At 71.1% G+C, this 13602-nt stretch carries 14 protein-coding genes; 4 read left to right on the plus strand and 10 right to left on the minus strand.

The genetic code is table 11. The annotated features are described in order from the left end of the window. Nucleotides 1-16: 16 nt before the first annotated feature. Genes JHN45_RS28095 through JHN45_RS28105 form a run of 3 tightly spaced genes read right to left on the minus strand, consistent with a single transcriptional unit; the run spans nucleotide 17 to nucleotide 3689 of the window. The gene (locus JHN45_RS28095; RefSeq protein ID WP_201051186.1) at nucleotides 17-649 is read right to left on the minus strand and encodes a hypothetical protein; all 633 of its coding nucleotides are present in this window, start codon (nucleotides 647-649) and stop codon (nucleotides 17-19) included. Continuing rightward, nucleotides 643-2211: a hypothetical protein gene (locus JHN45_RS28100; protein ID WP_201051188.1), complete on the minus strand. Its 1569-nt coding sequence runs from the start codon at nucleotides 2209-2211 to the stop codon at nucleotides 643-645. The genes JHN45_RS28095 and JHN45_RS28100 overlap by 7 nt, the downstream gene beginning before the upstream one ends. 14 nt (nucleotides 2212-2225) lie before the next feature. Continuing rightward, nucleotides 2226-3689 carry a hypothetical protein gene (locus tag JHN45_RS28105; RefSeq protein ID WP_201051190.1) on the minus strand — a complete coding sequence of 488 codons (1464 nt, stop codon included), beginning with the start codon at nucleotides 3687-3689 and terminating at the stop codon, nucleotides 2226-2228. Between the two features lie 273 nt (nucleotides 3690-3962). Here JHN45_RS28105 and JHN45_RS28110 point away from each other — a divergent pair, with 273 nt between their 5' ends. After that, nucleotides 3963-4211, plus strand: a complete 249-nt coding sequence (locus JHN45_RS28110; RefSeq protein ID WP_234469286.1) for a hypothetical protein — start codon at nucleotides 3963-3965, stop codon at nucleotides 4209-4211. 124 nt (nucleotides 4212-4335) lie between these two features. Here JHN45_RS28110 and JHN45_RS28115 read toward each other — a convergent pair whose 3' ends face one another. After that, nucleotides 4336-4935, minus strand: a complete 600-nt coding sequence (locus JHN45_RS28115; RefSeq protein ID WP_200715469.1) for an NADPH-dependent FMN reductase — start codon at nucleotides 4933-4935, stop codon at nucleotides 4336-4338. Between the two features lie 272 nt (nucleotides 4936-5207). On the opposite strand from JHN45_RS28115, the gene JHN45_RS28120 reads away from it, so the two are divergent. Both JHN45_RS28120 and JHN45_RS28125 read left to right on the plus strand, forming a co-directional pair. Then, complete coding sequence (locus tag JHN45_RS28120) at nucleotides 5208-5726, plus strand: hypothetical protein (protein ID WP_200715468.1); 519 nt, start codon at nucleotides 5208-5210, stop codon at nucleotides 5724-5726. Nucleotides 5727-5870: 144 nt separating this feature from the next. Beyond that, nucleotides 5871-6497 (plus strand): class F sortase, encoded by a 627-nt coding sequence (locus tag JHN45_RS28125; protein WP_200715467.1) that lies wholly within the window; start codon nucleotides 5871-5873, stop codon nucleotides 6495-6497. A 13-nt stretch (nucleotides 6498-6510) separates the two neighbouring features. On the opposite strand, the gene JHN45_RS28130 is transcribed toward JHN45_RS28125, so the two are convergent. The 4 genes from JHN45_RS28130 to JHN45_RS28150 form a co-directional block, all read right to left on the minus strand. After that, on the minus strand, nucleotides 6511-7776 hold the full coding sequence (locus tag JHN45_RS28130; protein WP_200715466.1) for a glycosyltransferase family 39 protein: 1266 nt from the start codon (nucleotides 7774-7776) through the stop codon (nucleotides 6511-6513). Next, on the minus strand, nucleotides 7773-9998 hold the full coding sequence (locus JHN45_RS54435; RefSeq protein ID WP_307783206.1) for a glycosyltransferase: 2226 nt from the start codon (nucleotides 9996-9998) through the stop codon (nucleotides 7773-7775). The genes JHN45_RS28130 and JHN45_RS54435 overlap by 4 nt, the downstream gene beginning before the upstream one ends. A 61-nt stretch (nucleotides 9999-10059) precedes the next feature. Further along, the gene (locus JHN45_RS28145; protein ID WP_201051192.1) at nucleotides 10060-10608 is read right to left on the minus strand and encodes a hypothetical protein; all 549 of its coding nucleotides are present in this window, start codon (nucleotides 10606-10608) and stop codon (nucleotides 10060-10062) included. An 11-nt stretch (nucleotides 10609-10619) separates the two neighbouring features. Next, the gene (locus JHN45_RS28150; RefSeq protein WP_201051245.1) at nucleotides 10620-11126 is read right to left on the minus strand and encodes a SigE family RNA polymerase sigma factor; all 507 of its coding nucleotides are present in this window, start codon (nucleotides 11124-11126) and stop codon (nucleotides 10620-10622) included. Between the two features lie 161 nt (nucleotides 11127-11287). Here JHN45_RS28150 and JHN45_RS28155 point away from each other — a divergent pair, with 161 nt between their 5' ends. After that, nucleotides 11288-11572: a hypothetical protein gene (locus tag JHN45_RS28155; protein WP_201051194.1), complete on the plus strand. Its 285-nt coding sequence runs from the start codon at nucleotides 11288-11290 to the stop codon at nucleotides 11570-11572. Between the two features lie 32 nt (nucleotides 11573-11604). Here the strand turns inward: JHN45_RS28155 and JHN45_RS28160 are convergent, their stop codons facing one another. After that, nucleotides 11605-12252, minus strand: a complete 648-nt coding sequence (locus JHN45_RS28160; protein WP_201051196.1) for a LuxR C-terminal-related transcriptional regulator — start codon at nucleotides 12250-12252, stop codon at nucleotides 11605-11607. A 46-nt stretch (nucleotides 12253-12298) separates the two neighbouring features. Further along, nucleotides 12299-13594 carry a sensor histidine kinase gene (locus tag JHN45_RS28165; RefSeq protein ID WP_201051198.1) on the minus strand — a complete coding sequence of 432 codons (1296 nt, stop codon included), beginning with the start codon at nucleotides 13592-13594 and terminating at the stop codon, nucleotides 12299-12301. Between the last annotated feature and the right edge of the window lie 8 nt (nucleotides 13595-13602).

A 13602-nucleotide genomic window follows, 5' to 3' on the forward strand; every position in this document is an offset into this window, starting at 1 on the left:
CGACGTCACACAGGCCCTAGACCCCGCCCGCCGCCAGGTCGGCCGTCTCCAGGTACACCTCGGCCAGCACCTGCAACTGCGTGCCGTCCGCGGTGAGTTGTTCGCCCGGTCGCAGGCGTCCGGTCAGGTCGTCCGGGCGGTCCGGGACCGTCACCGTGCGCGCGGGCGTCTCCGCACCGCTCCCCGACGCCCACCACTCCCCCGCGAGTTGGGCGGTCACCACCTGGTCGAAGTCCGGGGGGCGGGTGAGGACGTGGGACAGGTAGAGCTGTTCGCGGCCGAAGAGGACGTATCGGAGGGTGCGGGGTTCGGCGGCCGGGTGGCCGACGTACACCGTCTCCTCGATCGTGATGCTCACCTCCCCGAGCGGTTCGCCGTCTCTTCCGAAGCGGCCGAAGTAGAGGTCGGCCGGGCAAGTGGCGCCCGGTTGCAGGTCCTTGAGGAGGAGGGTGCGCGGGCGGGCGGTGAACAGGGCCGACGTGCCGTAGCGCTTGCGGGCCGTGCGGTAGGTGTCCGTGTCCAGGGTCACCCGCAGGACGGCCTGGAAGTCGTGGGGCGCGGTGAACGTGGGCATGTGGACGGCGTAGACGGTGTCCGTGCCGAGCAACACCAGTCCGTGCAGGGCGAGTTCGGGGCTCGGGCTCACCATGTCAGGGCCGGGTCCGGGTCCGGGCTCTTCGGGAGCTGTCTGCACACGAAGCCGGCGAGGAACACGTCCTCCGGCGCGGTGACGGTGCTCTGGACCGCCGAGGTCCCCTCCTGGTAGGCCACCCAGCGCAGTTGGAGGTCGTAGCCGTACTGGACGACCAGCACCTTGGCGAAGCGGCCCTCCGTCGTCCGTACGGCGAAGACGTCGCCGGAGACCAGTTGGTTGCTGGGGTCCGGGCTGCCGTTGAGGGGTGTGATCGCGTACGTGAGGGCCGACAGGCGGTGGCCGTCGAAGGCGTCGTAGTCGACCTGCCCGAGGTTGACGATCCCGGCGCGGGAGCTGGGGACGAGTTGGGCGCTCGTCTCCGTCATCCACTCCCACCAGAGGTCGGCGGTGTTCATGCCGCCGCCCGCGATGCCGTTGTCGAGGTCCAGGGTCCAGGTGCCGCGGAGGGTGGTCTCGCCGGGGGTCTCGGTGTAGCCGACGGCCTGGCGGACGAGTTCGATGTTGCGGGCCAGGGCGACCGATTCGACGTACGACGGGCAGCGGCCGTGCGGTGGGGTGGCGCCGTCGCTGAGCGGGGCGACGCCCGCCGAGAGGCGCCAGGCGCGGGAGCCGAAGAGTTCCATCGGCGGGTCCAGCCAGGGGCGGACGACGGAGACCACGCGGTATTCGAAGGCGAGCGAGAAGACCGAGTCGTCGGTGGCGCGGTCGCCGAAGGCCGCCCTGAGTTCCGCCGGCGCCTGGGCGGCCAGCGTGCGGAACATCGACTCGGGGAGGACGACTCGCGACCAGGGGTCGTCCAGGGCGCCGTCCGGTGAGTAGTAAGTGGGCGCGAAACGCGTGCCGTTGGGGGCGGTCGTGTACTGGTCGGGGAGGTTGGGGTTGAAGGTGTCGCGGTGCCGTTTCCAGATGCCGGAGGGTGCCTTGGAGGCGAGTTCGGAGGTCTCGCGCAGGGCGTCCTCGACCTCGGCCTTGTGGCCCGCGGTCTGCCAGGCGTCCATGGCGTCGTCCCTGGCCTGGCGGAGCCGCGGTTCGTCGACGTGGGTCCAGTGGTCGCGCGCGGCCGGGTCGGCCGACATGGCCGCCGCCTGTTCCGCCTGGTGGTAGTCGGTGTCGGCCTGGAGCCAGGCCTGGCGGGCGGTGCGGTAGTCGCGCAGGGCGGGCGAGGGGACGAACACGCCGTCGGAGCCGGTGTCGTAGAGGTAGGCGACCGCCGTGTCGTAGCGCTGGTGTTCCTCCGGGGTGAGGGTGGAGCGGGCCAGGTCGGCGCCGAGCACCTCGCCGTAGACGCTCCACAGGTGGGTGGTGGCCGGGGGCGACCAGACGGGCTGGGTGGGGATGCGGTTGACGAGTTCGCAGAACTCCGACCAGACCGTGGCCCGGGCCGTGTCCAGGGCGCCGCCGAAGCGGAACGTGCTGTCCTGGTGGACGACCGGTGTCACCGGTACGCCGACCATGTGATCGGGGTCGGTGAGCAGGTTCCGGAAGTAGGCGCCCAGGCCGAACATGGCGGCGGCGTCCACCGGGGACGCCGACCACACCGTTTCGTTGTCGGTCACAATTGCCCGCTGCCCTATACCAGTTGGTCGGGGTCGAGGCCGTCGAGCAGGTCGGGTGTCCTGCCCAGCAGGTGGTTGACGAAGCCGACGATCTGCATGCCGGGGACGGTGATGGTGGCGCCGTCGTTCTCGGAGTGGAAGTGCTGGTCCGACTCGGAGTGGCTGTAGCTGCCCCGCACGGTGAACGGGCCCCAGCCGACACTCGCGTTGACCGACACGGAGCTCTGGTGGGTCTGCAACGCCTGGGCCAGCGAGGCGGAGTGGATGGTCAGGTTTCTGATGAACAGGGCCTGGAGCGGGTAGCCGATGAAGCGGCCCTGGGGCGGGTTGCCGCCGTCGGACGGCATCTGGTCGTAGTTCCAGCCCTGTCCCTTGCGCAGGTCCCAGCCGCGGTTCTCCAGGAACTCCGGGTAGAACCAGGGCCGTACGACCTGTACCTGGGCCATCTCGAAGGACATCGAGAAGTCGTCGACCTGGTAGTTCTCGCTGTAGTCCTGGGAGTTGGAGGTGACGCCCGAATTCGCGCTCCACAGGCCGAAGTTGAGGCCTCCGCCGGCCGACCAGGATGTCGTCTCGTAGTGGCTGTGGGAGTCCACCATCTGGTGGTACATCGAGTACGCGGTCCAGCCGCCGGAGGTGGCGAAGTCACCGGGGACGACCGTCGTGTAGTAGAACGACTGGCCCGGGCCCAGCGCGTTGGTGTTCGCCTCCTCGTAGAAGCGCTCCAGGTTGCGCTTCCACAGCAGCATGGACTTCTCGGTGGTCTGGTCGATGTAAGCGTTGATCTCCTCGACCTCGTTGCGGTAGCCGCTCGACGTCCAGTCGTCCAGCGCGGCGGCCACCTGCATCAAGTACAGCTGCGCGTTGGCCGCCCAGTCCGCGACCGCCTGCTTGCCGGACTCCCCTACGGCGGCCTGCGCGGCGATCCGCTTGTTGTTGTACGACAAGGCGGCGGTGACGTACGCCTGCATGCACGCCTTGTAGGCCTTGAGCATGGGGCTGTCCTCGGTGACCTGCTTCTCCTGCTCGGTGACGATGTCCTTCACCGTGCGCGTCACTCTCAACAGGCCCCGGAACCGCTCCAGTTTGGCCTTCTGATCGTCGGTGAGCTGATCGTCGACCACCTTGGAGAACTTGAGGATCTGGCCGTAGATCTCGCTCAGCCGGGCCCCGCTCGCGTTGCGCCACACCCCGTCCTGGCGGCCCGAGGAGTACGCCGAGGTCACGTCCGGGATGAAGTCGATCAGCGAGGAGAAGTTGTACGCCTGCTGGAGCAGGAGTTTGTCCTCCGCCGCCGTGGCGCCGGTGCCGATGCCCTGCGCGGCGAACGCGAAGTCCGCCTCCTGGTACGGCAGTCCGGGCATGCACCAGGTGATGAAGCTGGACTTGGCAGGCGGGACGCTGCCGTCGCCTCCGGTGAGCACGTTGTACATCTGGTCACGGAACGTCCGCCCCAGATCCCCCAGTTGGTATCCCATGCACCCGTCCTGCCCGGGTCATATGACACCCATACAGCGACTTCGGCCCATTCACCCGGATAAGCGAATGAGTGGAGGGTTCTGGTGGCGCCCTCGATCGCGGGCACGCACTCCGCGCCCCGGAACACGTACACGGGTTCCCGTTTGAGTGAATCAGGGCGGGATTCACGTGGCGTCAGCGCGGTGAGATGCCGTTTCAGTGATCGTTTAGGCGTCGAACCGACCGACGTGCCGGTTTTCCGGCGCGTCCTCGCAAGAACCCTGGGAGTACTCATGCGTATGCGTTCCGCCCTGACCACGTCCGTCCTCGCCGTCGGCATCCTGCTCGGCGGTGCCGGTGCCGCCCTCGCCCACGGCGACGACAACGGGGTCGTCCAGGGCACCGGCTCGCAGGGCTCCGGGCACACCGAGAACACCATGTTCGCCGGGGTCATCGACCACGTCGGTCCCGTCTACTCCTCGACCAGCAAGACCGACCACGAGTGGGACCGCGGTACGTTCCAGGGCATCTTCGGTTACTGACCAGGGCGTCTTCGGTTGCTGATACGTCCACCCGGCACCGGTCCGGGTAGCGCGCCGGGCCACCAGTGACGGTGCGGAGGGGGCGGCCGACCTGTGTCGGCCGCCCCCTTCTCGCTGCCCGCGCTCAGCCCCCGCCGAGCGCGGTCAGCGGTCGCGCCTCCCGCGCCTCCTTCAACGCCCGCCCCCACCACACCAGTTGGTCGAGCATCACCTTCGCCGCCGCGTCCGGGCCCGAGGGGTCCTTGAGAAGGCCGCGGTCGTCGAAGCTCGCGCCCGCGTTGTGGAAGGAGACGGTGTCGCGGACCGTGACGGCGTGGAGTTCGGCGAAGACCTGGCGGAGGTGTTCCACCGCGCGCAGACCGCCCGCGAGGCCGCCGTAGGAGACGAGGGCGACGGGCTTGGCGCGCCACTCCGTGTAGTGCCAGTCGATGAGGTTCTTGAGGCCGGCCGGGAAGGAGTGGTTGTACTCGGGGGTGAGGACGACGAAGGCGTCGGCCGAGGCGAGTTTCGGGGTGATGCCGGCGAGGGCGGTGGTCGCCTCCGGGGTCGGGGCGAGGGTCGTGGGCAGGTGGGCGGTGTCGGCGACGTCGACGACCTGGAGGGTGAGGTCGGCGCGGTCGTCGACATGGGTGAGGAGCCAGTCGGCGACGACCGGGCCGAAGCGGCCGTGGCGGTTGCTGCCGATGACGACGGTCAGGGTCAGAGGAGCGGTCTCGGTGTCCATGTCGGGCAGCCTGGTACCTCAACCATTCTTGAGGTCAAGTCCCGGGTCTGACCGGCCGTCACCCGTTCACACGCTCGGCGTGCGCTCTTCGGGTACTCCTTCGGGACCGGGTCGCCGTACCCCTATGACCTGCTGAAACAGCGGTGGGGTGGAACGTACGAGCGGTCGCCTGACACCCATTCACCACACTTCTGACGCGCGCTCAGGAAGCGGGCTCGGCCCGGTGCCACTTACCTCGGAAGGGCAGCCAACCACAGCTCGGAGGAGCACCGATGCGTCGTACGGCCCGTCTGTTGACCGGTACCGCGCTCGCCGTCGCCGCCGCGGGTCTCGCGACCGCACCGGCGTACGGCGGCGAGACCGGCAGCCTGGAGGTGTTCCCGTCGAGCGCCGTGCCGGGCGGCGACGTCACGGTGAACACGGCCGCGTGCGGCGACGGCGGTACGGCGGCCGGTGACGCCAGCGCGGTGGGCGCCGGCACGTTCACGCTGGCGCCGAGCACGCACGAGGGCGACGCGATCGGGCAGTTCAAGGTGCCGCCGAGCGCGCAGCCGGGGACGTACGAGATCGTCGCGAAGTGCACGGACGGCCGGGAGGTCTCCGGCGATCTGATGGTGACGCTGGCCTCGACGCGGCAGCAGGTGCAGCCGCGCGGCAGTGTGAAGACGGGGGTCGGTGGCGCTCTGGGCCCCGACCCCGTGCAGACCGCGGCCGGTGTGGCGGCTCTCGCCGTCGCCGCCGCGGGCGGTACCTGGCTCCTGCATCGCCGGGCGAGAGGCGACGGGATCTGACGGACACCCTCCGCTGTCCGTCCGCCGGTACCGCAAGTCCCCTCCCCCTCCGGGTCCGACGCCCCTCGTGGCCCGGAGGGGGGCGCGGGGCAGGCCCTGGTCACTGGAGAGGGGTGAGTGATGCGTCGTCGTAGATGTCGTCATATGTGTCGTCGTAGATTCGGCAATACCGCGATAGGGGCCGTCACCGTGGGCGCCCTGTGCACGGGCGCGTGGCTGCTGACCGGTGGCGGCGAGTCGAACGCGCCGCCGCAGCCGTCCGCCGCCGAGGCCCGGCCCGACCCGGCCGTCGAACGCGCCGCGGCCCGTGCGCTGCCGCCGTCGCCGCCGGACCGCATCCGGATCCCGGCCATCCATGTGGACGCCCCGCTGATGGGCCTCAAACTGACGAGCAACGGGAGCCTGGACGTGCCCCCGGCCGCGAAGAAGAACCTCGCCGGCTGGTACGAGTCCGGCACCACCCCCGGTGAGACCGGGACGTCGATCGTCGCGGGCCATGTCGACAACGCCGACGGGCCCGCCGTCTTCTACGACCTCGGCGCCCTGAAGAAGGGCAACACCATCGAACTGGACCGGCTGGACGGCACCGTGGCGCTGTTCACGGTGGACGCGGTCGAGGTGTATCAGGCCAGCCGCTTCCCCGATCAGAAGGTCTACGGCGCCGCCGGGCGGCCCGAGTTGCGGGTGATCACGTGCGGGGGCGGTTACTCGCGGTCGACGGGTTATCAGGGGAACGTCGTCGTGTTCGCGCATCTGACGGGCAGTCGCTAGGCGTCAACACCGTTTATGGGACGCCGAGTTCGAAGAGGGCGTAGCCCGCGTACGAGCCCGAGGCCAGGGCCGCGATCCCGAGCAGCGTGAACAGGTGGGCGAGGCTGAGGCGGCGCAGTGCGGCGGCGAGCGGGAGGAAGAGGGGGAAGAGCGGGAGCAGATAGCGGGAGACGTTGCTGAAGATCTGCTGGCTGCCCAGGACGAGCGCGACGGTGAGGACGGTGTAGACGATCAGTACGGCGGGCGGGCGCAGCCGGAGCAGCAGCGGGAGCAGGGCGAAGCCGAGCAGGACCACGCAGGCGCTGATCAGGTCCGCGAAGGGCCAGGCGAAGAGGTAGCTGGTCTTACCGACCGGAATGGACGTGAGGACGTCGAGGGTCTGCTTGCCGTAGTCCCACTTGTGGGCCCAGGCACCGGACTGGAGCTTGAAGTAGCCGCCGTAGTCGCCCATTCGGTGGCCCACCCAGCCGAGATAGGCGAGCAGGCCGAGTGGTGCCATGGCCATCGCGGCCAGGGGGCGGACGATGCCGTCGCGGCGGTCGCGCAGCGCGAACAGGGCCGCTACGGCGACCGCGGCGATCAGTGCCGCCGCCGTGGGGCGGTTGAGTCCGGCGGCGCAGGTGAGGAGGCCGGCGGTGAGCCAACGGCGGGTGAGGACGGCGTGGCAGGCCCAGGCGGCCAGCGCGACGAAGAGGGAGTCGGAGTAGACCGCCCACTCGACGCCGGAGCCGGGCCATACGGCCCAGAGTCCCGCCGCGGCCAACCCGGCCCGGCTGTCGAGGAGTTGTGCGGCGACGGCGTATATCCCGAGGGCGGCGGCGAAGGAGGCGAGCACGGAGACCAGCAGGCCGGCGCCGTAGGAACCGAGACCGGTGAGTTCGGAGGTGAGGCGGATCAGCGCCGGGTACAGCGGGAAGAAGGCCGCCGAATTCCCTTCGAGGGTGATCATGCCGGTGGCGCCGGGGATGCGGACCAGCTCGGGGTGGTAGCCGTGGACGGCTATCTGCTGGTACCACCAGCCGTCCCAGGTGGCCAGTACGTCCCAGGGGTGGGCGCCGCCGCCGAAGCGCGGGTTCCTGGTGCGGTAGTTCCCGGCGGAGTCCAGCAGCCACATGAAGGAGACGAAGCCGATGAGCTTCAGGGCGCCGTAGAAGGCGAGTACGGGGGTGTGGCGTTTGATGGTCCGGCGCAGTCGCTGCCACTCGCCGTCCGCGGGGGCGGGCCGCTCCTCCGTCAGTCTCGCGTTCCAGCCGCGGACTGGGGTGATGGTCTCGTTCATGCGCGGAACACCCACGCCCGCAGGAGGAGGAACCGCAGCACGGTCGCGGTCAGGTTGGCGGCCAGGAGTACGGCGAGATCGGTGGCGTGGGAGGCCGAGGGTGCCGCGTGGTGCAGGGCGGCGAGGGAGCCGCTGGTGAGCACCAGGCCGATCAGGAAGACCACGAGGCCCTTGCCGTGGTGGCGCAGCGCGCCGCCGCGTCCGCGGTGTCCGAAGGTGAGGCGTCGGTTCGCGGCCGTGTTGGCGAGGGCGCAGAGCAGGAGCGCGAGCGCGTTGGCGGCCTGGGCACCGAGTGCCGGGCTCAGGGCCGCGTAGAGCAGGAGGTGGCCGAGGGTGCTCGTCACGCCGATGGCGGCGAAGCGGGCGAGTTGGGCGGCGGGGCCGGCCGGTGCCCGTGAGATGAGGGCGGCCGGGCCGGCGGGCGCCCGTGAGACGGGGGCGGCCGGTCCGGGCTGCGCGTGCGCGAGGCGGGGAGCGTGTCCGGGCTCCGCGTGCGTGAGCCGGGGAACGTGTCCGGGCTCCGCGTGCGTGAGTCGGGCAGGCTGTCCCGCCTGCGGGTGCGTGGACTGGGTGGCTGGTCCGGGCTGCGCGTGCGTGAGGCGGGGAGCGTGTCCGGGCTCCGCGTGTGTGGGATGGGTGGTCGGTTCGGGGTGCGCCTGCGTGAGTTGGGCGGCCGGTTCAGTCGGCGCCTGCGTGGGCTGGGCAGTCTGTCCGGCCTCCGCGCGCGTGGACTGCACGCCCGGTCCGGGCTGCGCCCCCGCGAGCTGTACGACTGGTCCGGGCTGCGCCGCCGTGAGCTGAGCGGCCTGCCCCGCCTGCGCCCGCGTGGGCTGGGCAATCTGTCCAGGCTGCGCGCGCGTGAGCTGCACGCCCGGTTCAGTCGACGTCTGCGAGGGCTGGGCAGTCTCTCCGGCTTGCGCGTGCGTGAGTTGCACACCCGGTCCGGGCTGCGCCCGCGTGGGCCGAGCAGCCGGTTCAGTCGGCGCCTGCGAGGACTGGACAGTCTCTCCGGCCTGCGCGCGCGTGAGCTGCACACCCGGTCCGGCCTGCGCGTGCGGGAACTGGGCGGCCTGTCCCGCCTGCACCTGCGTGAGCTGAACAGTCTGCCCAGGCTGCGCCCCCGTGAGCTGGGCAGCCTGCCCCACCTCCACCCTCGCGAGCTGGGCACCCTGCCCGACCTGCGCCCGCGCAGGCTGCACGCCCGCGCCAGGCTGCGCCCCCGTGAACTGAGCGGCCTGCCCCACCTCCACCCCCGCGAGCTGGGCACCCTGCCCGACCTGCGCACGCGCAGGCTGCACGCCCGGTCCCGCCTGCGCCCCCGTGAGCTGGGCAGTCTGTCCCGCCTGTGCCCGCAGGAGCTGGGTGGTCGGTTCAGTCGGCGCGTCGGCGACGTCGGCGGCCGCGTCGAGTCGTAGTGCGGCCGGTGACAGTCTGCCGCGGGCCAGTGCTCCGCCGATTCTGGCTATTCCGCGTAGGTCGGCGAGCGCGGTGGCGAGGATGTCGACCCGGCTGTCCGGGTCGTCGACCCAGTCGACCGGTACCTCGTGAATCCGGAGGCCGGCGCGCTCGGCTATCACCAGGAGTTCGGTGTCGAAGAACCATCCGGTGTCCTCGACCAGGGGCAGCAGCACGTCGGCGACATCGCGTCGTACGGCCTTGAATCCGCACTGCGCGTCGGAGAAGCCGACGGCGAGGGTGGAGCGGAGCAGGGCGTTGTAGCAGCGGGAGGTGACCTCGCGTTTGGGGCCGCGTACGACCCGGGAGGCCGGGGCGAGGCGCGTGCCGATGGCCAGGTCGGAGTGGCCGGAGATCAGCGGGGCGACGAGGGGCAGCAGTGCGGCCAGTTCGGTGGAGAGGTCGACGTCCACGTACGCGAGCACCGGCGCGGGCGACTGCGACCAGGCGGCGCGCAGTGCCCGGCCCCGGCCTTTCTCGGGCAGCCGTAGCCACTCGGTTCCGGGCAGTTCGGCGGCCAGGCGGGCGGCGATCCGCGGGGTGCGGTCGGTGCTGGCGTTGTCGGCGACGGTGATCCGGAACGGGTACGGGAACGCCTCGGAGAGGTGGGCGTGGAGGCGCCGTACGTTCGGCTCCAGGTCCGTCTCCTCGTTGAACACCGGGACGACGACGTCCAGGACGGGGCCGGGGTGATGGGTCGGTACCGGTGTGCGTCGCGGTAGCCGGTCGATCACGTCCGTCGGCCTGAGTGACTTGTCATTCGTCACGTTTTGCCCTTTCTGTGCACTGGTTCCGGGCATGCTGAAGACAGGGGTGGCGGGGGTGGGTTCAGGAACCGGAGGCTGCTGAGACGGTGAGTTCCGTGGTGATGGACGACGGTTCGTCCTGGCTCTGGTTGTGCGCGGTCGCCGTCTCCGAAGGAGTGGAGGAGGTGGCGGGCGGTGTCGTGACGCCCGTGTTCCCGCCGGTGGTTGACGTGGCCGTGGCCGAACTCCCGGTCGTGGCGGGTGCCGTGGGAGTGTCCGAGGGCGTGCTGCCGGGGTCGGCCAGGGATGTCGTGGCGGACGAGGTGGGCGGAGCGGTCGGGGTCTCCCCCGGTGTCGGGGCCGAGCCGGTGGACGTGGGACTCGTCGCGGGCCTCGGGTGGGGCTCGGCGGGCTGGACCTTGGTCGGACCGGCGGGCAGCAGGAGCAGCCCGATGCCGATGCCGACGACCGCCAGGGCGGAACCGGCGGTCCTGCGCACCATCCTGGTCCGGCGACGGGCACGTACTCCTTCGTGGAGACGTTCGCGGTGTCGCGGCGCGAAGGGGGCGGGCTCGTGCGCGTCGCGCATCATCCGCGCCAACTGCCGTTCGAACGGATCCATTTGATCCATGGGGTCCTCCTTCACCACGTCGGCTCGATGGCGTCGGTCAGGATCTGCCGCAGCCGCGCCACACCACGGGAGGCGTGGGAGCGCGCGGTGCCCACCGGGCATCCGAGCGCCTCCGCGACCTGGCCCTCGGGCAGATCCTGGTAGTAGCGCAGCACGACGGCCGCGCGCTGGTTCGGCGAGAGCTGGGCGAGCGCGTCCTCCAGCCGGGACCGCTCCGCCACGTCGACGGACACGTCCCCGGTCGTCGCCCCCTCGGGCAGCCGCTCGACGGGGCGTTCACCCCACCAGCGCCGCCGGCCCGAGCGCGCCGCCGCGCGGACCATCACCTTGCGGACGTATGCCTCCGGCGCGTCCTGGGAGACCTTCGGCCAGACGAACCAGAGCTTGACCAAGGACTCCTGCGCCAGATCCTCGGCCCGATGCCGGTCACCGCCGACAAGCAGACGCGCGAGATGGAGGAGTACCGACCAGCGGGCCGCCACGAACTCCTCGAACTCACCCGCCTGACCCTGCTCGATGCGCACTGTCTCTGCTCCCACTGGTTGCCTACACCGTGTAAAAGGCGGTGGGCCGCCCTCCGCGATGCACCCGCACCGCGTGATCTGGATCACGGGGTGTGCGCGGCGGGGGGGCCGGACACCGCAGGTCCCGCGAACCGGCGCGCTGATAGCGTCGCGCCGTGATCGTCTATCCGCTGTGGCACGTCGGCCACCAGAACGAGGCCGGCGCCGACGGCTCGACCGTGCACGTCGACGAGAGCGGTGTGTACTGCGACGAGGCGGACGGCGACGACGTGAAGCTGCTCGGCATCTACTCGACCCCGGAAAGGGTCGAGGAACGTCTGCGTCAGGCTCGACTGCTACCGGGCTTCCGTGATGAACCCGAGTGCTTCCACTTCGACGCCTACGAGCTCGACGAGGACACCTGGACCGAGGGCTTCGTTCGGGTTCCGCCGGGCGAGTAGGTCGGTGGGCCGAGCCACTGGGACGCCGGGCCTCAGCGCCCGTCTTCGAGATACCTCAGGACCGCGAGCACCCGTCGGTTCCCCGTGTCCGACGGTGGCAGGTCGAGCTTGGTGAAGATGTTGGCGACATGCTTCTCGACCGCGCGCTCGGAGACGGTGAACGCGGTGGCGATCGCGTGGTTGGTGCGGCCTTCCGCCATCAGGGCGAGAACCTCGCGTTCGCGTGGGGTGAGGGTGTCGAGGGCGGTGGATCGGCGGGCGGCGCCGAAGAGTTGGGCGACGACCTCGGGGTCGAGCGCGGTGCCGCCGGCGGCGACGCGTTCCAGGGCGCCGACGAACTCGCCGATGTCCACGACCCGTTCCTTGAGGAGATACCCGAACCCGGCCGGGTTGCCGAGGAGTTGGGCCGCGTGGGTCGTCTCGACGTACTGCGAGAACAGCAGCACGCCGGTCGCCGGGTGCTGCTCGCGCAGTCGTACGGCCGCCCGTACGCCCTCGTCGGTCTGGGTGGGCGGGAGGCGGATGTCGACGACGGCGACGTCCGGGGCGTGGGCCGCGACCGCGGTCAGCAGGGCCTCGGCGTCGCCGACCGCCGCGGCCACCTCCACGCCCCGCAGCTGGAGCAGCTGGACCAGGCCGTCGCGCAGGAGGGCCGAGTCCTCGGCGATGACGACGCGCATGCCACTCCGTTCATATCCGGGTTCACATCCGGGTTCACATCCGGGTTCAGATCTGGGGGATGTCGACCGTGACCACCGTAGGGCCTCCGCGCGGGCTGTCGCAGGTCAGTGTGCCGTCGACGGTACGGACCCGGGCGAGGAGGCCGGTGAGTCCGGAGCCCGCGCCGATCGTCGCGCCGCCCTGTCCGTCGTCGGTGACCCTCAGCCGCAGGACTCCGTCGCGGGCGGTGACGTCGACGGCGGCGGCCGTGGCCCGGGCGTGTTTCGTCGCGTTGGCGAGAAGCTCGGCGGCGCAGAAGTAGGCAATGGTCTCGACGGCCGGGGTGGGGCGGGTGCCGATGTCGGTGGTGAGGGTGACGGGGAGCGCGCTGTCGGCGGCGAGGGTGGTGAGCGCGGCGTGCAGACCTTCGTCGAGTACGGGCGGATGGATGCCCTTGACGAGGTGGCGCAGGTCGGTGATGGCCTGGGTGGCGTTGCCCCGGGCGGTGTCGACGACGGCGAGGACGCGGTCGGGTGCGGCCTCGGTGGTGACCAGTTCGCGGATCATGGTCAGCTGCATGGCGAGGGAGACCAGCCGGGCCTGGGTGCCGTCGTGCAGATCGCGTTCGATACGGCGGAGGGTGATGGCGGCGTCGTCGACGGCCTGGGCGCGGGTCTCCTCCAGGGTGCGGATCCGGCGGGTCGCGGCGTCGGGGCCGAGCAGCACGGTCAGCAGGGCGCGCTGCGGCCCGAGGGCGTAGCGGAGGAGTACGGGGGCGAGGGCCAGCAGCAGCAGTCCGGCCGCGAACGGGATCAACCACCGTGGCCAGGAGTCGAGTTGGAAGCCGAAGAACTCCAGTGACACATGGCGTGCGGAGCCGTCGGTGCCGCTGTGCACGGTGTTGTAGTTCCAGCGCTTGAGCAGCGGGTGCAGGGTGAGCAGGACGCCGTAGACGTATCCGATGACGACGGCCGCGTACGCGAAGACGGCCGTGAACGGTGTGAGCAGCGCGCAGCCGACGGCCCGCCAGCCCGCCCGGTCGAGCAGGACGCCCCGCCGCCAGCCGAGGAGCCCGCTGCCGCCGGGTGCGCCCGGCGGTTCGATCTCCAGTCCGAGCAGCCGCCGAGCGAGCCCCCGCTGCAGCGCGCCCAGCGCCAGCGCGCCCCGCACGGTGACGGCCAGCAGCCACAGCCCGAGCGTGGTCACCGACAGCGCCCCGCCGAACGCCAGCCCGACAAGGGTGAGGAGTAAGCCGGCCAGAGCGAGCGGGAGGGCGATCACGCCGTAGAGGACGGCGGCCAGCGCGCGGCGGCCGAAGGTGGCGACAGCGCGGGTACGGAGGCGGGAGCGGAGGCTCGGCATGGGATCAA

It is taken from the genome of Streptomyces sp. MBT53, assembly GCF_016654115.1.
GTDB lineage: Bacteria > Actinomycetota > Actinomycetes > Streptomycetales > Streptomycetaceae > Streptomyces.

What these genes read in the sequence shown, in the direction of transcription:
- JHN45_RS28095 (WP_201051186.1), bottom strand. Translation starts at nt 649, where the DNA reads ATGGTGAGCCCGAGCCCCGAACTCGCCCTGCACGGACTGGTGTTGCTC.
- JHN45_RS28160 (WP_201051196.1), bottom strand. Translation starts at nt 12,252, where the DNA reads ATGCGCGTCGTCATCGCCGAGGACTCGGCCCTCCTGCGCGACGGCCTG.
- JHN45_RS28125 (WP_200715467.1), top strand. Translation starts at nt 5,871, where the DNA reads ATGTGTCGTCGTAGATTCGGCAATACCGCGATAGGGGCCGTCACCGTG.
- JHN45_RS28105 (WP_201051190.1), bottom strand. Translation starts at nt 3,689, where the DNA reads ATGGGATACCAACTGGGGGATCTGGGGCGGACGTTCCGTGACCAGATG.
- JHN45_RS28120 (WP_200715468.1), top strand. Translation starts at nt 5,208, where the DNA reads ATGCGTCGTACGGCCCGTCTGTTGACCGGTACCGCGCTCGCCGTCGCC.
- JHN45_RS28145 (WP_201051192.1), bottom strand. Translation starts at nt 10,608, where the DNA reads ATGGATCAAATGGATCCGTTCGAACGGCAGTTGGCGCGGATGATGCGC.
- JHN45_RS28115 (WP_200715469.1), bottom strand. Translation starts at nt 4,935, where the DNA reads ATGGACACCGAGACCGCTCCTCTGACCCTGACCGTCGTCATCGGCAGC.
- JHN45_RS28130 (WP_200715466.1), bottom strand. Translation starts at nt 7,776, where the DNA reads ATGAACGAGACCATCACCCCAGTCCGCGGCTGGAACGCGAGACTGACG.
- JHN45_RS28165 (WP_201051198.1), bottom strand. Translation starts at nt 13,594, where the DNA reads ATGCCGAGCCTCCGCTCCCGCCTCCGTACCCGCGCTGTCGCCACCTTC.
- JHN45_RS28110 (WP_234469286.1), top strand. Translation starts at nt 3,963, where the DNA reads ATGCGTATGCGTTCCGCCCTGACCACGTCCGTCCTCGCCGTCGGCATC.